We start from the raw sequence: 20,602 nt of genomic DNA on the forward strand, positions 1-20,602 counted from the left end.
TATATTTTTTTCAAGGAAAACAAATGGCTAAAAAATTCATCGATATAATGGACACAAGCTTTAGGGATGGTTTTCAATCTGTTTATGGAGCTAGGGTTTTAATGGATGATTTTTTTCCTGCTGTTGAAGCAGCCAAACAAGCAGGTATTACACATTTTGAATTTGGCGGTGGAGCTAGATTTCAAAGTTTGTATTTTTATCTTAATGAAGATGCCTTTACCATGATGGATAAATTCAGATCCCTTGTGGGAAAAGAAGCTAATTTGCAAACTTTAGCAAGAGGCGTAAATACTGTTACTTTAGATACAGGAAGCAAAGAACTCATTGATTTGCATGCAAAATTGTTTGCAAAACATGGTACAACAACTATAAGAAATTTTGATGCACTCAATGATGTAAATAATCTAAAATTTAGTGGAGAATGTATAGTAAAACACGGTTTAAAGCATGAAATTACTATTACTTTAATGGATTTGCCTTTAAATTGTAAAGGCGCACATGATCTTGCTTTTTATGAAAAAATATTAAAAGAAATTTTAAAAGCAGAAATTCCTTTTCATAGCCTTTGTTTTAAAGATGCTAGTGGGACTTCAAATCCAAATAAAATTTATCAAACCATTAAAATGGCTAGAAAAATTTTGCCTCAAAATACACATATAAGACTTCATACGCATGAAACTGCTGGAGTGAGTGTAGCTTGCTATCTTGCAGCACTTCAAGCAGGGGTTGATGGTATAGATCTTGCTGCAGCTCCTGTAAGCGGCGGTACTTCTCAGCCTGATATTTTAACTATGATGCATGCTGTAAAAGGACAAAATTACGATCTTGGTGGTCTTGAAGAAGAGGCAATTTTAAAATATGAAGAAGTTTTAAAAGATTGTTTAAAAGAATATTTTTTACCCCCTGAAGCAACTATGGTAAATCCACTTATCCCCTTTTCTCCTATGCCAGGAGGAGCTTTAACAGCAAATACTCAAATGATGCGAGATAATAATATTTTGGATAAATTTCCTCAAGTTATTCATGCTATGCGTGAAGTAGTTGAAAAAGGGGGTTTTGGCACTTCTGTGACTCCTGTTTCTCAATTTTATTTCCAACAAGCTTTTAATAATGTTATGTTTGGTTCTTGGAAGAAAATTGCAGAAGGTTATGGTAAAATGGTGCTTGGGTATTTTGGAAAAACTCCAGTTGCCCCAGATACTGATATTGTAAAACTTGCTTCAAAGCAGTTAAATCTAGAGCCTACTACAGAGCTTGCTATAGATATAGCTGATAAAGATGAGACAAAAAGCATAGCCTATGTTAAATCTTTACTTAAAAAAGAAGGTATAAATACAAGCGAAGAAAATATTTTTATCGCAGCAGCTTGTAAGGAAAAAGGCATAGCATTTTTAAAAGGCGAAATAAAGGTAAATATACGCAAAAATCATGTCGTAGCAAAATCACCTAGCCTTGATGAAAATAAATTTACCGTTGCAGTAAATGGCAATAAATATCATGTTGAAGTAAGTTATGGTTTTGATAAAGATGTGAATATCAAAAGTGCAAAAAAAGTAGAAGAAAATAAAAACATTTCTTCTTCGGATTTAAAGACCTTTGCAAATGTAGAAAATGAAATTTTAGCAGACATTTCAGGTAGTGTCTTTAAAATTTATATCAATGAAGGTGAAGAAGTAAAATCAGGACAAGTTATTATGATTTTAGAAGCAATGAAAATGGAAATTGAAATAAATGCTTCAAAAGATGGTGTTATTTCAGAACTTTGTGTTAAAATAGGTGATATGGTTAGTGAAGGACAAATTTTAGCTATTTATAAAAATTAAAGCGAGGGAAAATGGAAAAATTTAATAATTTAGGTATAGAAAATATAAAAACAGTTTTTCATAATTTAACTTATGAAGAGTTAAATGCACATGAAAAAGCTAATAATGAAGGTTTAAGTACTGATAATGGTGCTTTTTGTGTTGATACAGGGATTTTTACAGGAAGAAGTCCTAAGGATAAATATTTTGTTAAGCAAGACCCTTCAAGTAAATATATTGCCTGGGGAAAGGTTAATCAAGCCATCACAAAAGAATTATTTGACAAGCTTTTAAATAAAGCAAAAAAAGAATTAAGCGGAAAAGAAATTTATGTTCAAGATGCTTTTTGTGGTGCTTCTTTACAAAGTCGTAAAGCTATAAGATTTGTGACTGAGGTTGCATGGCAAGCACATTTTGTAAAAAACATGTTTATACGCCCTAATTCTAAGGAACTTGAAGATTTTAAAGCCGATTTTATCGTTTATAATGCTTGTAAATGCACTAATGAAGATTATAAAAAAGACGGTTTAAATTCTGAAGTTTTTGTGATTTTTAACATGGAAGAAAATATAGCAGTTATTGGTGGAACTTGGTATGGCGGAGAGATGAAAAAAGGAATTTTTTCTATGATGAATTATTGGTTGCCGCTTGAAAATAAACTTTCTATGCATTGTAGTGCTAATGTAGGAGAAAAAGGTGATGTGGCATTATTTTTTGGGCTTAGTGGTACAGGAAAAACTACGCTTTCAACAGATCCAAAAAGAAAGCTTATAGGTGATGATGAGCATGGTTGGGATGATGAGGGTGTGTTTAATTTCGAAGGGGGTTGTTATGCTAAAACAATCAATCTTAATCCTGAGTATGAGCCAGAAATTTATGGCGCTATTAAGAAAAACGCACTTTTAGAAAATGTAGTTTTAAAAGCAGATGGAAGTGTAGATTATGCTGATGCTTCAAAGACAGAAAATACAAGAGTTTCTTATCCTATTGATCATATTCAAAACCATGAGCTTAGTTTAAAAGCAGGGCATCCACAAAATATCATTTTTTTAAGTGCTGATGCTTTTGGTGTCTTGCCTCCTGTAAGCAAGCTTGGTAAAGAACAAGCTATGTATTATTTTTTAAGTGGATATACAGCAAAGCTTGCAGGGACAGAAAGAGGTGTTAGTGAACCTCAAGCGACTTTTTCGGCTTGTTTTGGAGAGCCTTTTATGCCTTTGCATCCTACAGTTTATGCAAGATTGCTTGGAGAAAAAATTCATAAACATAATGTAAATGTTTATCTTGTTAACACAGGTTGGAGTGGAGGAAGCTATGGTGTGGGTAAAAGAATGAGTATCCAAGTCACTAGAGCTTGCATTAATGCTATTTTAGATGGAAGCATTTCTCAATGTGAATTTGAAAATTTTGAAGTTTTTAATTTAGCCATTCCTAAAGCTTTAGAAGGGGTGGAAAATATCTTTTTAAATCCTATAAATACTTGGTCAGATAAGAATGCTTATACAAATACAAGAGATCAATTAGCTAAGATGTTTGTGCAAAATTTCAAGCGTTACGAAGATGTTAAAGAAGGATTAGAATTCAGTCAATTTGGACCTAAAATTTAAGGTGTTTTAATGAAAAATGAAATGTGGTCTGGACGTTTTAGCGCTGCAAGTGATAAGCTTTTAGAAGAATTTAATGTAAGTTTGCACGTAGATAAATTTTTATTTCAAGAAGACATACAAGGATCTATTGCACATGCTAGTATGCTTGAAAATTGTGGTATTTTGACTAAAGAAGAATTAAAAGCCATTGTTAAAGCTTTAAATCAAATCAAATTAGAAATAGAACAAGGGCAATTTATTTTCGATCTTAAAGATGAAGATATCCACATGGCTATAGAAAAACGTCTTAGCCAAATTATAGGCAGTGAAATTGGTGGAAAATTACACACCGCAAGAAGTAGAAATGATCAAGTGGCAACAGATTTTAAGCTTTATACAAAAAAAGCCCATGTTGATCTTATCTTGCTTTTAAAAGAACTCATCCAGACCATACTTTCTCATGCAAAAATTCATAAAAATACTATAATGCCTAGTTTTACACATTTACAACATGCCCAAATAGTGAGTTTTTCATTTTATATTTTAGCTTATGCTTTTATGTTTATGCGTGATATTAAACGCTTGCAAAACAGTTTAGAACTTGCAGACTTTTCTCCGCTTGGATCTTGTGCATGTGCAGGGACTAGCTATAAGACTGATCGTAATTTTAGTGCTAAAATCTTAGGTTTTAAAAATATCATGCCAAATGCCATGGATGGGGTTAGCGATAGGGATTTTGCTCTTGATTTGCTTTATGATATAGCCCTTATTTTTACTCACACTTCAAGACTTTGTGAAGAAATGATTTTATTTTCTAGTTCAGAATTTGGATTTTTAAGTATAAGTGATAGTTTTTCTACAGGAAGTTCTATTATGCCTCAGAAAAAAAATCCCGATGTTTGTGAACTTATACGCGGAAAAACAGGTCGTGTTTATGGGAATTTAATTTCTCTTTTAACTACCATGAAAGCTTTGCCTTTAGCGTATAATAAAGACATGCAAGAGGATAAAGAAGCATTGTTTGATAGTGTAAAAACTGCAAAAGAAAGCTTGATTATCTTAAATGCTTTGTTAAAAGAAGTGCAAGTTAATAAAGAAAATATGGCTCAAGCTTGTAAAAAAGGGCATTTATTAGCCACTGATTTGGCTGATTACTTGGTGAATGAAAAAAACATCCCCTTTAGAAAGGCACATTTTATTGTAGGTAGTGTTGTAGCACAGGCTGAAAAAGATAAAATTGACATAAGTCAGATTAAAGATCTTTCAAAAATCAATCCTATCTTTGATCAAAAAGCTATGAAATGTTTAAATTTCGAACATTCCTTAAATGCTAAGCAAAGTGAAGGTTCTAGTTCTGTTGCAAGTGTGGAAAAACAAATACAAATTCTAGAAAATTTTATCGCTTCTTTATAGAAAAATCTTTAGACATTAAATCTAAAATGGATAATATCTCCGTCTAAAACGACATAGTCTTTACCTTCAAGTCGCAATTTTCCTGCTTCTTTAACACCATTTTCGCCTTTGTAGGTAATATAATCTTCATAAGAAATAACTTCTGCTTTGATAAATCCTCTTTCAAAGTCGTTGTGAATAGCACTTGCAGCTTTTGGGGCTTTCCAACCTTGTTTAATAGTCCAAGAACGTACTTCAACAACACCTGCTGTAAAATAGCTTATGAGTCCAAGTTTTGTAAAAGCAGTGCGAATGATTTGTTCTAATCCACTTTCTTTTACTCCTAAAGATTTTAATAATTCTTCGCTTTCTTCATCACTTAAATCTATAAGCTCTTCTTCAATTTTTGCACAAAGCTTGATGACTTCATGATTGTTTTTTTGGGCATATTCTTTAAGAGTTTGTACGTATTTGTTATCTTGATTGATACCTTGTTCATCGACATTAGCACCATAGATAACTTCTTTAGCAGAAAGCAGTCTTAATTCTTTGTTTAAAGCTTGATAGAGTTCATTATCTTTTTGAGGGTAGCAGCTAGCACTTAAGCCTTTGTTAAGATGCTCTAGCAAAGAATATGCTAAATCTAAATTTTCTTGTGCATTTTTTTGTTTAGTTTTTACTTCTTTGTTAAGTTTTTCTATTTTTTTACTAACTTGTTCTATGTCTGCTAAAATAAGTTCTGTATTAATGATTTCTACATCGCGTAAGGGATCTATTTTGCCTTCAACATGGGTGATGTTTTCTTCATCAAAGCAACGCACTATATGTAAAATCACTTCTGTTTCTCTAATGTTTGATAAAAATTTATTGCCTAAACCTTCTCCCTTGCTTGCACCTTTAACCAATCCTGCAATATCAACAAATTCTATTAAAGAATGCACAATCCTTTCAGGTTTGACTATTTTTGCGAGTTCATTGAGTCTTAAATCAGGCACTTTAACCATAGCCTTATTAGGCTCTATAGTGCAAAAAGGATAATTTGCACTTTGAGCATTTTGGGTTTTGGTTAAAGCATTAAAAGTCGTTGACTTCCCTACATTAGGAAGTCCTACGATGCCTACACTTAAATTCATGAATTTTTCCTTAACATTTCTATTAGATAATTAACACACATTCTCACTCCAGCACCACCTGCGCCAAAGCTAGAATATCCCCATGATTTTTCTATATAAGCAGGACCTGCTATATCAAGATGCAGCCATTTATCTTTATATTCTTTACGTATGAATTTATCTAAAAACAATCCCGCTGTAAGCGCTCCACCATAACGACTAGAAGAGGTATTGCTAACATCAGCAATATTTGATTTTATCAATTCTCTAAGGTAAGGGTTGAAGTGTAAAACGGTAGCATATTCTCCGCTGTTTTTAGAACTAAGATAAAAATCATTTTGCAATTGTTCATTATTTCCCATGATAGCACTTGTAAATTCTCCAAGTCCCACAACGCAAGCTCCTGTAAGCGTTGCCATATCAATGAGTAAATCAGGTTTTAAATCTTGTGCAAAAGAAAGACAATCAGCCAAAACCAAGCGTCCTTCAGCATCAGTATTTCTTACTTCTATGCTTATACCTTCGCGTGAAATTAAAACATCATCAGGTTTATAAGCATTTTCCCCTATCATATTTTCAGTTGCTCCTAGTATACAATGCACTTCTAAATCTAAGCAAAGTTCAGCCACAGCTTTGATAATGCCCATAGCCGCTGCGGCCCCACTTTTATCAGCTTTCATAGTAAGCATATAATCAGCAGGCTTTAAGCTTAAGCCTCCGCTATCGTAGGTTAAACCTTTTCCTACAAACACAATGCGTTTTTTTGAATTTTTAGCTTTGTAGCTAAGATGGATAAGGCGAGGAGGATGTACAGAAGCACGATTAACCGCTAAAAAAGCATGCATTTTTTCTTTGGCTAAAAATTTTTCATCATAAATCACACAAGTGATATTTTTGTTTTCTTTGGCTAAATTTTGTGCATCTTGTGCCATTTTTAAAGGAGTGTAAATTTCAGGAATTTCATTGACTATATTTTTAGTGAAATTACTTGCATTTGCTAGGATTTTTCCACGTTCTAAGCCTATTTTTGCTTCATCGTGATTAAATGTTTTAGCATTTATTTCTTCACTTGAGATGATAAATTTTTCTAAAGTGCTTGTTTTTTTATCTTTTTTATACTTATCAAATTTGTAGGATGCAAAAAGAACCCCTTCTACCAAAGATGCAAAGCTTTTTACAACACACTCTCCTACTATACTAGGAAGTTTTACGCTTTTAATATTGAGTTTTTCAAGGTTTTTATAAGCCATGCAAAGCGATAATCTTATATCCTCATAAGCAAGACTTTTAAGTTCTACATATAATTTTTTGTTATTTAAATCAAGCAAAGCACCTTCGCCTTCATAATTGTTTAATTTAAAAAAATCTTTTTCTTTATCTAATTTTTTCAAATTTTTATTTTGTATGAAAATGATTTCAAAATCCGCTTTAATTGATTCTAATTTTTTATTATTTAATTCAAATTTCATAATTTTTTCCTTTTATTCTTAAGTATAGCTTTTTCCATTTGTTTAAATCCAAACAATAAAAAAGACAAAAACATTATAATAATAATAGCCGCATAATACCAATTGGTTTCTGCCCAAGCTACCATTTGCCAAATTTTTTCACCAAAATACCAAGCTAAAAGTATGGTAATTGCTGCCCAAACCCAAGCGCTTAAAAGATTAATAATAGCAAATTTTTTAGCACTATAGCGTGTAATGCCTATACTCATAGGAATGATGGTTCTAAAACCATACATATAACGCTGTATGAAAATAATAGGCCAACCAAAGCGTTGCAATAATAAATGTGCCACTGCAAATTTACGCCTTTGAGTTTTAAGCTTTTTTTGTATATAGCGTTTATTATATCTTCCTATGTAAAAATAAATTTGATCGCCGACAAAACCGCCAAGTCCAGCTATAAAAACAACTAAACCTAAATTCACATGTCCTTGATGAGCGAAAATTCCTGCTAAAACCAAGGCAAGTTCCCCTTCTAAAATACACCATAGAAAAATGATAATATAAGCTAAGTCTTTGTACTGGTAAAGTAAATTTTTTAAAAATTCTTCCATTTTCGCCTTTCTACAAATGAAGTTAAAAAACTAAATTTCTAAAACACTATAAACTGAAGTGAGTTTTTCAAGTTTACTAGCACCCTTTAAATCTTTAAGATTGATTAAAAAGCATGCTTCAATACACTTTCCGCCGGCTTTTTCTATGAGTTTATGAGAAGCTATGGCTGTTCCTCCTGTTGCTATTAAATCATCTACTAATAAAACTTTTGCATTTTGAGTATTTTTAAATGCATCTTTGTGGAGTTCTATTTTATCGCTTCCATATTCAAGTTCGTATTCACAATTAAAAGTTTCAAAAGGAAGTTTTCCTGGTTTTCTAATAGGTACAAAAGGAAGATTTAGTTTCGCACAAATCATTGATGCAAAAATAAAGCCTCTGCTTTCTGTTCCCACTATGAAGTCTAAATTATAGCTTTGATAACGCTCTTTTAGGTGTTTAAGTAAGAAATTTAAAGCTTTTTTATCATTAAGTAGAGTAGTAATATCTCTAAAAATAATCCCTTTTTTAGGAAAATCAGGGATGATTCTAATACTATTGAGTAAATATTTTTGTTCTTCTTGGGTTAATTTTATCATAATAAGGCCTCAATTTTTGCTTCTAGTTCTTTAATTCTTTGTCTTAATTTATCATTTTCTAAACGGTATTGAGAATTCCTTGTTCTTAAAGAAGTAAGATCTGCTTTTATTTTGTTAAGTTCTTCTGTAAGTATGTCTATGTTTCCAAGACTTCTTTGAAGTTGGATTTGTAGTTTTCTAATAACAATTTCAGTATCATCAAGATTATTTTTAATAAAATCTTTTGATGTTTTTTCTTTACTAAGTAGAGTTTTATAGTAAAATAACATAACAATTAAATAAATGGTTGCGCAAATTAGCACAGTTGAAATAAGCCAATTTGTAAACATTATATTTTTACCTCTATTTTTTGGATTCTTTGCGTATGCCTTCCTTCTTCAAAAGGAGTTTGGATGAATTTTTCTATAAGATTTATAGCAAGTTCTATTCCTATTAATCTTCCTCCAAGTGCTAAAACATTTGCATCATTGTGTTTTCTTGCAAGTTCCGCACTTAGGGTTTCATTGCATAAAGCACAGCGAATATTTTTATGCCGATTTGCTGCTATAGAGATTCCAATACCGCTTCCGCAAATAAGTATGCCAAAACTTTTATCATTTATTTTAGAGGCAAGTAAATGAGCATAATCAGGATAATCGCAATTGATATAGTTGTTTGTGCCAAGATCTTCAAAATTGATTTTTTTTTCTTTCAAAAAAAAGCAAATTTTTTCTTTTAATTCCAAGCCCGCATGATCGCTAGCAATGTAAATTTTTTCCCTAAGCATAGTTTCTCACATGTAAAATCAAGATTTAAGAATTCTATTTTACCATATTAAATTATAAAAATAGCTTTTCTTTTTCAAAAATAAGTTTTATTTTTTTTAAATTATGTTAGAATTATGTGATAAAAAAAATAAAATTTTAATGACATTAAAAAGGGGAAAATGGAATGAATCTCATACTCATAGGATCTTCTACTGGGGGCCCCAATCAACTCAAATTTCTTTTAAAAGATATTGATATAAAAAGCACTTGTGTGGTTATAGCCCAGCATATGAGTGCTAATTTTATCCCATCTTTTGTAGGCCAATTTAATAAAGAAGCTTTTAGTGAAGTGTGTTTATTAAATGATAAAGAAATATTAGGCAGTAAAATTTATGTTTGTCCTAAAAATACTGTTTTATCTGGAAATTTAAACATCATAGCCACTTGGCAAGATATAGCATCGAGTTTTAAGCCGAGTGTGGATTTGCTTTTCCATTCTGCAGTATCTTTAACCAAAACCAATAAAATCTTAGCTATTATTTTAACTGGGATGGGGGATGATGGTGCTAAGGGTTTGTTTGAACTTTATAAAACAGGAGTAAAATGTTTATGCGAAAATGAAGCAGATAGCGTAGTTTATGGAATGCCAAAAAGAGCAAAAGAGATAAATCCTTATTTAAAATCTCAAAGTTTAAAAGAGATTAAAAAAGAAATTCTCAATTTTATCAATCAAGCTTGATATAGCTTAAATAGGAAGGAAAATAAAATGATTCCTAGTGAATTAGAACTTAATGAATTTGTAAGAATAATTAATGAGTTAAGCGGTATTGATTTAACAGATAAAAAAAACATACTAGCTTTGAAATTAAATAAATTTCTTGAAGGAACCAATACTAAAAATTTTTCAGACTTTTTAGCAAAATTAAAGATCAATAAACAACTTAAGCAAGAAACTCTAGATTTCATCACCATAGGCGAGACTTATTTTTTAAGAGAATTGGTGCAATTAAAAGAAATCATTTATTATGCTAAAACTTTAGAAAAAAGAGTCAATATCTTAAGTGCTCCTTGCTCAAGTGGCGAGGAGGTTTATTCTCTTGCTTTATTAGCTGCACAAAATTTTATAAAAGATATGTATATTTTAGGCATTGATATTAATTCTCATGCTATTGAAAAGGCTAAATTAGCTAAATATCAAGGAAGAACTTTGCAACGCTTAAGTGAAAGAGAGAAAATAAAATTTTTCTCAGAAAGCGAAGATAAATTTTATATTATTAATAAAAATGAATTTTGCACCTGTCAATTTGAACTTTGCAATGTATTTGAAGAAAAATTTTTAAGATTAGGAAAATTTGATATTATAGCCTCTAGGAATATGATCATTTATTTTGATCATGAATCGAAATTAAAACTCATGGAACGGTTTCATAAAATTTTAAACAATAAAGGCAGACTCTATGTCGGCAATGCTGATTTGATCCCTGAAACTGTATATTTTAAGAAGGTTTTTTCTCCAAAAGGCGTTTACTATGAAAAAATTTGATTTTTTCTATTACTAAAAGTTACATTTTCGAAATTATCAGTAAAATAAGTTACATTTTTAAAGTAATTTTGCTTATTTAAATGATACAATAAATTTGTAGTTAAATACAAGGAAAAATTTTGATTAAATTAAATAATGTTAATAAATATTATGGAACTCATCATGTCCTTAAAAATGTTAATCTTACAGTTAAAGAAGGCGAAAAACTTGTTATCATAGGTCCTAGTGGAAGCGGTAAAAGCACTACTATCCGTTGTATGAATGGGCTTGAAGAAGTCAGTTCTGGTGAAGTGCTAGTAAATAATCTTATTGTAAATCATAAAAATAAAATTGAAATTTGTAAAAAATATTGTGCTATGGTGTTTCAGCATTTTAATTTATATCCTCATATGACAGTTTTGCAAAATCTTATTTTAGCTCCCATGAAGCTTCAAAAAAAATCCAGAAAAGAAGCAGAAGAAATAGCCTTTCAATACCTTAAAGTCGTAGGTTTAGTAGATAAAGCAAATGTCTATCCCATAACACTTTCAGGCGGACAACAACAGCGCGTTGCTATAGCTAGATCCCTTTGTACAAAAAAACCTTATATTTTATTTGATGAACCCACTTCAGCCCTTGATCCAGAAACCATACAAGAAGTTTTAGATGTAATGAAAGAAATTTCTCATCAAAGCAATACTACCATGGTCGTTGTCACACATGAAATGGGCTTTGCTAAAGAAGTAGCTGATAGGATCATCTTTATGGAAGATGGAGCTATAGTAGAGGAAAATACCCCTAATGAGTTTTTTTCAAATCCAAAAACCGAAAGAGCAAAACTCTTTTTAGGGAAAATTCTTAAAAATTAATTAAATTAAAAGGAGAAAACATGGTTTTTAGAAAATCTTTATTAAAGTTTGTAGTTTTTGCTTTAGGTGCTTTTGTCGCATTTAATAATGCTAATGCCGCAGAAGGAAAGCTTGAAGCTATTAAAGCAAAAGGACAATTAGTTGTCGGTGTGAAAAATGATGTTCCTCATTATGCTTTACTTGATCAAGCTACAGGTGAAATTAAAGGTTTTGAAGTTGATATTGCAAAATTATTAGCTAAAAGTATATTAGGAGATGATAAGAAACTAAAATTAATTGCAGTAAATGCTAAAACAAGAGGTCCTTTGCTTGATAATGGTAGTGTAGATGCGGTTATAGCAACTTTTACCATTACTCCAGAAAGAAAGAAAATTTATAATTTTTCACAACCTTATTATCAAGATGCTATAGGGCTTTTAGTTTTAAAGGAAAAAAATTATAAATCTTTAGCAGATATGAAAGGGGCAAATATAGGTGTAGCTCAAGCTGCAACTACGAAAAAAGCTATAGGTGAAGCTGCTAAACAAATCGGTGTTGATGTTAAATTTAGCGAATTTCCTGATTATCCAAGTATAAAAGCAGCTTTGGATGCTAAAAGAGTGGATGCATTTTCTGTGGATAAATCAATCTTGTTAGGTTATGTGGATGATAAAAGTGAAATTTTACCCGATAGCTTTGAACCACAAAGCTATGGTATAGTGACAAAAAAAGACGATCCTGATTTTGCAAAATATGTTGATGATTTTGTAAAAAACCATGAAAGCCAAATCAATGATTTAGTCAAAAAATGGGGGTTATAATGAATGAGAGCCTAGGTTTTGTTGATGATTTAAAACAAATTCTTAGCTCTTGGGGCTTATACGATGAAAATAGTATAAGTCCTTTTGCAGTATGGAAATTTTTAGACGTTTTAGAAAATAAAGATACTTTTATCAATGGTTTTATTTATACTTTAGAAGTAAGTGTGCTTGCTTTGTTTATAGCTGTAATTTTTGGCACTATAGGCGGGGTTATAGCTACTAGTAGATTTGCAATTCTTAGGGCTTATACTAGAATTTATGTAGAGCTTTTTCAAAATATTCCTTTAGTCATACAAATTTTCTTTTTATTTTATGCTTTACCTTTTTTAGGTATAAGATTAGATATATTTACTATTGGTGTATTAGGCGTTGGGGCTTATCATGGTGCTTATGTAAGCGAGGTTGTTAGAAGTGGGATTTTAGCTGTGCCCAGGGGGCAATTTGAAGCTTCTGCTTCTCAAGGTTTTACTTACATCCAGCAAATGCGCTATATCATCATCCCCCAAACTATCAAAATCATCTTACCACCCATGACAAATCAAATGGTCAATCTCATTAAAAACACTTCTGTGTTATTAATCATAGGTGGAGCTGAATTAATGCACTCAGCTGATAGTTATGCCGCTGATTATGGAAATTATGCACCAGCTTATATATTTGCTGCAATTTTATATTTTATAATTTGTTATCCTTTGGCTTATTTTGCAAAGACTTATGAAAATAAATTAAAAAAAGCACATTTAACCAGGTAAAGGGTCCTTTATGGAAAATATTTTTAATACTCATAATATTGAATTTTTAATGCAAGGTCTATTTCTTAGTTTGAAAATAGCCTTAGCCACTTGTATTATTTCAATTGTTTTTGGTACTTTTTTAGCTATAACCAAAAATTATGGTGATAGATTAAGTAGATTTTTAGCTTCTTGTTATATAGATATTTTTAGAAACACACCTTTATTATTATGGATGCTTGCAGCTTGTTTTGTTTTGCCTGTGTTTTTTGGACAATTTCCTCAAGCTTTTTGGGGTACTATAGGTTTTTCTCTTTATACAAGTTCAGTAATGGCTGAAATCATTAGAGGCGGTCTTAATTCTATCCCAAAAGGACAGTTTGAAGCGGCTTATTCTCAAGGTTTTGGGAAATTTTTTACCCTTTTTTATATCATTTTACCCCAAACTTTTAAAAAAATAATCCCCGCTTTATTGTCTCAAATCATAACAACTGTAAAAGATACGGCTTATTTGGCAGGACTTGGTATAGCTGAGCTTACTTATAATTCTAAAACCATCTTAGCAAAATTGACAAGTTTTGATCAAATTTTAGCTATGATAGCTTTTGTTGCAGGGATTTATTTTGTAATATGTTTTTCATTGTCTATCTTAGTGAGATATTATGCTAAAAAAACAGCTTTTGTTTCGTAAAAAAGTTTATATTTTTATAGGATTTTTTAAAATTTACAGTAATTTTTAATAAAATTTTATTAAAATCTTTTTTGTTAATCTATATTTTATCATTAAGGTTTTTTATGCGAGGTTATAAAATTTTTTCAGGTTCTGCTAATATAGAGTTTGCAAGACAGGTTTCAAAATACCTTTCTTTGCCTTTAAGTGATGCAGGAATCAAACGCTTTAGTGATGGTGAAATCAGTGTGCAAATCGATGAAAGTGTCCGCGGAAAAGATGTTTTTATCATACAAAGCACTTGTGTTCCTACAAATGACAATTTAATGGAGCTTTTAATCCTCACAGACGCTTTGCGTCGATCAAGTGCTAATTCCATCACGGCTATCATTCCTTATTTTGGCTATGCAAGACAAGATAGAAAGGCAAATCCTAGGGTTCCTATCACTGCTAAACTTGTAGCGAATTTAATCCAAGCAGCAGGCATTGATAGAGTTGCTACTATAGATCTTCATGCGGGGCAAATTCAGGGCTTTTTTGACATACCTGTGGATAATCTTTATGGAAGTATAGTTTTTAATGATTATATTAAAGCCAAGCATTTTAAAAATGCTATCATAGCAAGCCCGGATATAGGAGGAGTAGCTAGAGCTAGAAGTGTTGCAAGGCATTTAGGACTTGATATTGTAATAGTAGATAAGCGTCGCGAAAAAGCTAATGAAAGCGAAGTGATGAATATCATCGGAGATGTTAAAGATAAAGAAGTCATTTTAGTAGATGATATCATCGATACAGCAGGTACTATAGTTAAAGCAGCTCAAGCTTTAAAAGACAAAGGGGCTAAATCTGTCATGGCCTGTTGCACCCATCCTGTATTAAGCGGCAAAGCTTATGAGAGAATAGCTAAAGGATTTTTAGACGAGCTAGTAGTCACTGATACTATACCTATAAAAGAACATTTGCCAAATATAAAAGTTTTAAGCGTTACTCCTGTTTTTGCCGAAGTCATACGTCGTGTTTATCATAATGAAAGCGTGAATTCTTTATTTATTTAACCTATATAGCCTGAAAATATTTTTAGGCTATTGCTTTTTCTATTTATGTTACTTAAAGAAACAAAAATCATATTTTTTTATAAAATGTGAAAAATCTAAACACAATCTCACTAAACTAATTTATAAATTTGTTATCTTTTAAAAAATATTTTATTTTACATAGGAGAAATATGGCTCGTTTAAGTATTAAAATTTTATGGTTTTTTATTGCAGTTTTAGGTGCTATTTGTTTTGCTTATTTGGCTTTGCAAAGAGGCGAAAACGTTTCGGCGATTTATTTGGTAGTTGCTGCGGCATGTATTTATATCATAGGTTATAGGTTTTATGGGCGTTTTGTAGCTTATAAGGTTTTAGAACTTGATAAAAACCGTGCCACACCTGCTATCATAGAAAATGATGGTCGCGATTTTGTTCCTACAAACAAAACTGTATTATTTGGCCATCATTTTGCTGCTATTGCCGGTGCTGGTCCTTTAGTAGGGCCTATTTTGGCCGCTCAGATGGGATATTTACCTTCTATGCTTTGGATTTTAGCAGGAGGTGTTTTAGCTGGTGCTGTGCATGATTTTATCGTGCTTTTTATGTCCACTCGCAGAAAAGGAAAAAGTCTTGGCGAGATGATTAAAGATGAAATGGGTCATCTTGCAGGCAGTGTTGCCATGGTGGCGATTTTTGGCATTATGCTTATTATCATTGCTATATTGGCTATGGTTGTGGTAAAGGCTTTAGCAGAATCTCCTTGGGGTTTATTTACTATTGCGATGACTATTCCTATAGCTATATTTATGGGAATTTATATGCGTTTTATCCGTCCTGGTAGAGTAGGGGAGGCTTCTATTATAGGTTTTGTATTATTGATTTTAGCTATTTATTATGGTAGTTTTATAGCTATTGATCCTTACTGGAGTAAGGTTTTTACCTTAGATGCGCCAACCTTAGCTATTATCATGATGGCTTATGGATTTATAGCAGCGATATTGCCTGTGTGGTTTTTGCTTGCGCCAAGGGATTATCTTTCTACCTTTTTAAAAATAGGAGTCATCCTTGTGATGGCCTTAGCTATTATACTTGTAGCACCTGATTTACAAATGCCAAAGGCAAATTTGCAGTATTTTGATGGAACAGGGCCTGTTTTTGCGGGTGCGATTTTCCCTTTCTTATTTATCACCATAGCTTGTGGTGCTATTAGTGGTTTTCATGCTTTAATTTCAAGCGGTACCACCCCAAAAATGCTTGAGAACGAAACCCATTCTTTAGCCGTAGGCTATGGATCTATGCTTGCTGAAAGTGCTGTAGCCATTATGGCTTTAATCTGTGCTTGTATTTTGCATCCTGGGCTTTATTTTGCTATCAATTCAAGTTCTGCTTTAATAGGAAGTGATGTTGCAAGTGTAGCACAAACCATTTCAAGTTGGGGATTTAATATCACTTCTGAAGAAATTCTTAGCTTGACTACAAATATAGGAGAGCACACCATACTTTCAAGGACAGGTGGAGCTACCACTTTTGCCATAGGAGTGGCTTTGATTTTACATGAGCTTTTTGGCGGAGTGGATTTAATGGCCTTTTGGTATCATTTTGCCATCTTATTTGAAGCTTTGTTTATTTTAACAGCTGTAGATGCTGGTACTAGGGCTTGCCGTTTCATGGTACAAGATATTTTAGGCAATATCTATAAGCCTTTAGGAAACATACATAATTACTCCGCTGGAATTTTAGCTACTGTTTTAAGCGTTGCAGGCTGGGGATATTTTCTTTATCAAGGTGCCATTGATCCTAAAGGAGGCATTTATACCCTTTGGCCTCTTTTTGGCGTGAGTAATCAAATGCTTGCTGGTATGGCCTTGCTTCTTGCTACAACCGTACTTGTGAAAATGAATAAGGCAAAATATGCTTGGGTGACTTTAATCCCTGCTAGCTTTGTTTTAGTCACTACTCTATATGGAGGCATTGCTAAAATTATGCCTTATGATCCAAATGATAAAGTAGCAAATGCTGTAAGCCATGTGGCAGCCTTTAGCATACAAGATCAAAAGATTAAAGAGCTAAAACTCAGCCTACAAGACACAAAAGATGAAGCAAAAATTGCTTTGATTAAAAAAGAAATTTTAATAGCCACCCAAAGTAAAATTGCCAATCTAGTCAATGCTATCCTTTGTGTATTTTTTATGATAGCAACTTTACTTGTCATATGTTCTTGTATAGGAATTTGTTTGGGCAAGATTAAAATTCCATTAAAACAAAGTCCTTATATTAAAATCAATGATTTTCAAAAAACTTAAATATTTTTATGAAAAAGCCGAAAGGTTTTTTCACCCTTTAGTAGGGCTTTCAAGTTATGATAAATACATAGAGCATATGAAACAAAAACATCCTGAAAAAATTCCCAAAACAAGAAAAGAATTTTTTAAAGAATGTTTAGATAAAAAATACAATAGCGGCGGTTTAAACAAATGCTGATAAGCTTAAAGGATAAAGTTTTTATCGTACAAAAGCAAGCTTTAGCTAAAGCCGTGAATTTTTTTTAATTCTTCGCTAATAGCTTGTTTCTTGCCTTCTTTTGTCACACTCACATAAGTGACTAAAGCAGAAGTGACATTAATGCAGCAAGTACATCCTTGATCATTGACTCTTTGGGCTACTACTTCAACTTCGACTTTGATAGAAGTATTACCCACGCTAACGATTTTAGAGTAACAAGAAATAACATCGCCTATAAAAACAGGTTCTTTAAAAACTACCTTATCCATAGAAATCGTCACAACGCGTTCAGGCGAAAGTTCTCTTGCAGCTATAGCTCCAGCTAAATCAATTTGAGATAAAATCCATCCCCCAAAAATATTCCCCGCAGGATTAGTATCGCTTGGCATAGCTACGATTTTTAATTTTGGTTCGCCCATGTCTTTCATTTTTACTCCTTATTTTGAAAAAGCAATTATAATTAAAAAAGTTAAAAAGGAGAAGAAAAGTATGAATAATTTTAAGCAAATCATCACATTGATAAACAAACGCAAAGAAAAAAACAATGCCTTTTATAAGATTTTAGATAAAAAAAAGTTAGATCCTTATTTCAAACATTTACTTGCTTTAAGTGAATTAAAAGAAGAAAAACCAAACATACTAGCCATACTAAAACGCCTCATTGATTTAAAAGAAGAAAATCTAGTCCAACAATGGCAAAAAAATAATTTTAAAGAAGACAAAATTGCAGAGTTAAAGTACAAATTCTATCAAGAAGTGAGAAAATTCTATGAAAAAGATCATCAAGAATTAATCAACCAAATCAAACAAGAAAAACTTCTAAACAATTTTTACCAGTCTTTAATACAAGGCGTGCATAATATAGGTTTAATCATAAATGAACTTGAAATTGCTTGGAGTAAGCAAATCATAGAAACAAACAGCAAAATCCTAGCTACAGAGTTTCCCAGCCTAGATCGTGCCATAGAATTTTTAAGGAAAAATCATCTTTATCAAAAAACCCCTCAAGGAGGGATTTGCGAAAGATCCTATGGGGTTTTGGTAAAAATAGCAAATACATGGAAATTACTTCCCTATGCTACATTCTTTCAAAACGAACTTCCCCAGCTACAATCTGCTTTTAAAAACGCTCTTAAAGATTTAAGCACCTTTGCTAGCAATGAAGAAGAAAGAGCCTATGTGAGGTATTTTGAAAAACTACAATCTGCCTTTTGTGAGACAAACGAGGATAAAATCATACAAGCATGGCAAGATCTTGAATTTGCTTGGATGCAGATAAAATCACCCTTGCAAGTAGCCCACCCCTTAGAGTATTATGAGGATAATTACACCCATGCTGTAGCCTTAGAATGGGATATAAGATTAGAAGATGAAAGCAATTTAGATCCTTTAAAATTAAACCATCAAATCCAAAAAACCTTCCTACATATCTATAATGATCTAAAACTTAAAGATCCTAATCTTCAAAAAGAAGTCTTGTCTAATATACAAAAAACCCAGCTTTACATCTGCACCCCTATGCTATTTTATGGTTCTGAACTTAAGGGTTTATTTTCAGCTCAAGTAGTCCCTAATGATGAGTTTGTCAGTGCCCAAGCAGGCAAAAAAATCTTTGCTTTTGTCAATTTCGTCTATGAAAATACCAAAAACAGGCCTTTTATGAAGCTTGCTAGTGAAATTTTTGATAAAGAATTTTTAGCTTATGGTAGGGAAATTTTATTTTTTCAAGAGCAAATTTGGAAACGCGTTTATGAGGTTTCTACCATAGGACATGAATTTGGCCATATTTTATTTATAGCAAAGGATACGCAAATACTCATGGATAAAAGCGGTTTTTTTAAAAATATAGAAGAATACAAAGCTACAGCAGGAGGATTGCTAAATTTCTTTTACCATGAGCAAGAGGATTTAAAAATGCCTGTATTTCATGATCTTATTAAAAGAGCTATAACTCTTATAGCTTGGCAGCAAGTAAATGAAGTAAGGCCTTATTATACCGAAGCACTCATACATCTTAGCTTGCTTTTTCAAAGTCAAGTTTTATCTTTTCATAATAATACTTTAAAAATAAATTTTACCCTACAAGCTTACGAAAGCTTTAAGCAAGCTGTTTTGAAAAATTATTATGATTTAGCCAAACACTATGCCCTAAAACAAGATGCTAAAGACTTTTTAAACCGTTTTTGCGAGTTAGAGCAAGGCATTTTCTTTCCTCGTTTAAAAGAATGCAAAGAATTCGTGCAGTTTTATTATGAACTATACAAACAAATAGGCAATGAAATCGATAATAGCACAGAATTTCAAAGATATCAAATTCAAAGATAAAGGCTTTTTTTAAAAAAAATCTTAAAAAATTCCTTTTAGACTTGATATTGTTTTGGAAATATGCTAGAATTAGGCGTTTCAATTAAAACAAAGGAGCTTTTTATGACTAAAGCAGATTTCATTTCATTAGTTGCTCAAACAGCTGGGCTAACCAAAAAAGACGCCACTACGGCTACTGACGCAGTTATTGCTACTATTACTGAAGTTTTAGCTAAAGGTGATAGCATTAGTTTTATCGGTTTTGGTACTTTCTCTACTCAAGAAAGAGCTGCTAGAGAAGCTAGAGTACCAAGTACAGGAAAAACAATCAAAGTTCCTGCTACAAGAGTTGCTAAATTCAAAGTAGGCAAAAACCTTAAAGAAGCTGTTGCTAAATCAAGCGGCAAAAAGAAAAAATAAAACTTTAAGGCTAGATTTATTCTAGCCTTTTTATTCCTACATCCATATATTTTTAAACCTTCAAACTACATTTTAACCTCCTTTTAAAACAATATATTTTATCATTACATAATTATTTTTTATATTTTATCTTACTTTAAAGGAACACTTATGAAAGCTTGCAATACTCTCTGGGGGGGGGAATGCTTCAAAGGAACATTAATGTCTAAAAACACTTCATCTTCTAATCATGCTTTGTTTTTAAAAAATCCTTTATCATCTAATGAAAATTCTGAGGGGGGGGGTATTTAAAATCTAAATACTCTGATTTAAAAAAACAAATAATTTAAGATCAAAGAATTTAACTTCAAAGAATTTAAAATCAAAAAAACCAAATTCTAAAAAACTAGCCCTATCCTTAGCTACCATATCCTTACTAAGTTCTTGTGCTATGGCACAAATTAGTGGACCACAATATGCTTTTTACTCCTT

21 protein-coding genes are annotated in these 20,602 nt (G+C 31.9%); 14 read left to right on the top strand and 7 right to left on the bottom strand.

Features of this window, described 5'->3' with window-relative positions; genetic code table 11:
* The first annotated feature begins 23 nt into the window (after nucleotides 1-23).
* From GRQ01_RS05190 to argH, 3 genes are read left to right on the top strand one after another with little or no spacing between them, the layout of a single operon-like run.
* Nucleotides 24-1,823: a biotin/lipoyl-containing protein gene (locus GRQ01_RS05190; RefSeq protein WP_158334747.1), complete on the top strand. Its 1,800-nt coding sequence runs from the start codon at nucleotides 24-26 to the stop codon at nucleotides 1,821-1,823.
* Nucleotides 1,824-1,834: 11 nt separating this feature from the next.
* On the top strand, nucleotides 1,835-3,409 hold the full coding sequence (gene pckA, locus GRQ01_RS05195; RefSeq protein ID WP_158334748.1) for a phosphoenolpyruvate carboxykinase (ATP): 1,575 nt from the start codon (nucleotides 1,835-1,837) through the stop codon (nucleotides 3,407-3,409).
* A 9-nt stretch (nucleotides 3,410-3,418) separates the two neighbouring features.
* On the top strand, nucleotides 3,419-4,801 hold the full coding sequence (argH, locus tag GRQ01_RS05200) for an argininosuccinate lyase (RefSeq protein ID WP_158334749.1): 1,383 nt from the start codon (nucleotides 3,419-3,421) through the stop codon (nucleotides 4,799-4,801).
* Between the two features lie 8 nt (nucleotides 4,802-4,809).
* Here argH and ychF read toward each other — a convergent pair whose 3' ends face one another.
* Genes ychF through rpiB form a run of 6 tightly spaced genes read right to left on the bottom strand, consistent with a single transcriptional unit; the run spans nucleotide 4,810 to nucleotide 9,299 of the window.
* Entirely contained in the window at nucleotides 4,810-5,913 is a 1,104-nt protein-coding gene (gene ychF / locus GRQ01_RS05205) for a redox-regulated ATPase YchF (protein ID WP_158334750.1), read from the bottom strand.
* Nucleotides 5,910-7,361 carry a leucyl aminopeptidase gene (locus GRQ01_RS05210; protein WP_158334751.1) on the bottom strand — a complete coding sequence of 484 codons (1,452 nt, stop codon included), beginning with the start codon at nucleotides 7,359-7,361 and terminating at the stop codon, nucleotides 5,910-5,912. The genes ychF and GRQ01_RS05210 overlap by 4 nt, the downstream gene beginning before the upstream one ends.
* Nucleotides 7,358-7,954 (bottom strand): DedA family protein, encoded by a 597-nt coding sequence (locus tag GRQ01_RS05215; RefSeq protein ID WP_158334752.1) that lies wholly within the window; start codon nucleotides 7,952-7,954, stop codon nucleotides 7,358-7,360. The genes GRQ01_RS05210 and GRQ01_RS05215 overlap by 4 nt, the downstream gene beginning before the upstream one ends.
* 30 nt (nucleotides 7,955-7,984) lie before the next feature.
* On the bottom strand, nucleotides 7,985-8,533 hold the full coding sequence (apt, locus tag GRQ01_RS05220) for an adenine phosphoribosyltransferase (RefSeq protein ID WP_158334753.1): 549 nt from the start codon (nucleotides 8,531-8,533) through the stop codon (nucleotides 7,985-7,987).
* Nucleotides 8,530-8,862: a hypothetical protein gene (locus GRQ01_RS05225; RefSeq protein ID WP_158334754.1), complete on the bottom strand. Its 333-nt coding sequence runs from the start codon at nucleotides 8,860-8,862 to the stop codon at nucleotides 8,530-8,532. The genes apt and GRQ01_RS05225 overlap by 4 nt, the downstream gene beginning before the upstream one ends.
* The gene (rpiB, locus tag GRQ01_RS05230; protein WP_158334755.1) at nucleotides 8,862-9,299 is read right to left on the bottom strand and encodes a ribose 5-phosphate isomerase B; all 438 of its coding nucleotides are present in this window, start codon (nucleotides 9,297-9,299) and stop codon (nucleotides 8,862-8,864) included. Before rpiB ends, GRQ01_RS05225 begins: the two co-directional genes overlap by 1 nt.
* 164 nt (nucleotides 9,300-9,463) lie before the next feature.
* Between rpiB and GRQ01_RS05235 the strand changes: the two genes are divergently transcribed.
* The 9 genes from GRQ01_RS05235 to kcuS all read left to right on the top strand — a co-directional run bounded on the left by GRQ01_RS05235 (nucleotide 9,464) and on the right by kcuS (nucleotide 17,386).
* Nucleotides 9,464-10,018, top strand: coding sequence for a CheB methylesterase domain-containing protein (locus tag GRQ01_RS05235; protein ID WP_158334756.1), 555 nt, complete (start codon nucleotides 9,464-9,466; stop codon nucleotides 10,016-10,018).
* Between the two features lie 27 nt (nucleotides 10,019-10,045).
* A complete protein-coding gene (locus tag GRQ01_RS05240; protein WP_158334757.1) occupies nucleotides 10,046-10,822 on the top strand; it encodes a CheR family methyltransferase in 777 nt (258 codons plus the stop codon).
* 119 nt (nucleotides 10,823-10,941) lie between these two features.
* Entirely contained in the window at nucleotides 10,942-11,670 is a 729-nt protein-coding gene (locus tag GRQ01_RS05245; protein ID WP_158334758.1) for an amino acid ABC transporter ATP-binding protein, read from the top strand.
* A 20-nt stretch (nucleotides 11,671-11,690) separates the two neighbouring features.
* Complete coding sequence (locus GRQ01_RS05250; RefSeq protein WP_158334759.1) at nucleotides 11,691-12,470, top strand: transporter substrate-binding domain-containing protein; 780 nt, start codon at nucleotides 11,691-11,693, stop codon at nucleotides 12,468-12,470.
* Nucleotides 12,470-13,222 carry an amino acid ABC transporter permease gene (locus GRQ01_RS05255; protein ID WP_158334760.1) on the top strand — a complete coding sequence of 251 codons (753 nt, stop codon included), beginning with the start codon at nucleotides 12,470-12,472 and terminating at the stop codon, nucleotides 13,220-13,222. The genes GRQ01_RS05250 and GRQ01_RS05255 overlap by 1 nt, the downstream gene beginning before the upstream one ends.
* Before the next feature lie 10 nt (nucleotides 13,223-13,232).
* Entirely contained in the window at nucleotides 13,233-13,892 is a 660-nt protein-coding gene (locus GRQ01_RS05260; RefSeq protein ID WP_158334761.1) for an amino acid ABC transporter permease, read from the top strand.
* 104 nt (nucleotides 13,893-13,996) lie between these two features.
* On the top strand, nucleotides 13,997-14,926 hold the full coding sequence (locus GRQ01_RS05265) for a ribose-phosphate pyrophosphokinase (protein ID WP_158334762.1): 930 nt from the start codon (nucleotides 13,997-13,999) through the stop codon (nucleotides 14,924-14,926).
* A 170-nt stretch (nucleotides 14,927-15,096) separates the two neighbouring features.
* Nucleotides 15,097-17,208: a carbon starvation CstA family protein gene (locus tag GRQ01_RS05270; RefSeq protein WP_158334763.1), complete on the top strand. Its 2,112-nt coding sequence runs from the start codon at nucleotides 15,097-15,099 to the stop codon at nucleotides 17,206-17,208.
* Nucleotides 17,189-17,386, top strand: a complete 198-nt coding sequence (gene kcuS, locus GRQ01_RS05275) for a KCU-star family selenoprotein (RefSeq protein WP_158334764.1) — start codon at nucleotides 17,189-17,191, stop codon at nucleotides 17,384-17,386. The genes GRQ01_RS05270 and kcuS overlap by 20 nt, the downstream gene beginning before the upstream one ends.
* Nucleotides 17,387-17,427: 41 nt before the next feature.
* Here kcuS and GRQ01_RS05280 read toward each other — a convergent pair whose 3' ends face one another.
* Nucleotides 17,428-17,835, bottom strand: coding sequence for an acyl-CoA thioesterase (locus tag GRQ01_RS05280; RefSeq protein ID WP_158334765.1), 408 nt, complete (start codon nucleotides 17,833-17,835; stop codon nucleotides 17,428-17,430).
* Nucleotides 17,836-17,896: 61 nt separating this feature from the next.
* Here GRQ01_RS05280 and ciaB point away from each other — a divergent pair, with 61 nt between their 5' ends.
* The gene (ciaB, locus tag GRQ01_RS05285) at nucleotides 17,897-19,732 is read left to right on the top strand and encodes an invasion protein CiaB (protein ID WP_158334766.1); all 1,836 of its coding nucleotides are present in this window, start codon (nucleotides 17,897-17,899) and stop codon (nucleotides 19,730-19,732) included.
* A 102-nt stretch (nucleotides 19,733-19,834) separates the two neighbouring features.
* On the top strand, nucleotides 19,835-20,131 hold the full coding sequence (locus GRQ01_RS05290; RefSeq protein WP_158334767.1) for an HU family DNA-binding protein: 297 nt from the start codon (nucleotides 19,835-19,837) through the stop codon (nucleotides 20,129-20,131).
* The last annotated feature ends 471 nt before the right edge of the window (nucleotides 20,132-20,602 follow it).

It is taken from the genome of Campylobacter bilis, assembly GCF_016806695.1.
Taxonomy (GTDB): Bacteria; Campylobacterota; Campylobacteria; order Campylobacterales; family Campylobacteraceae; genus Campylobacter_D; species Campylobacter_D bilis.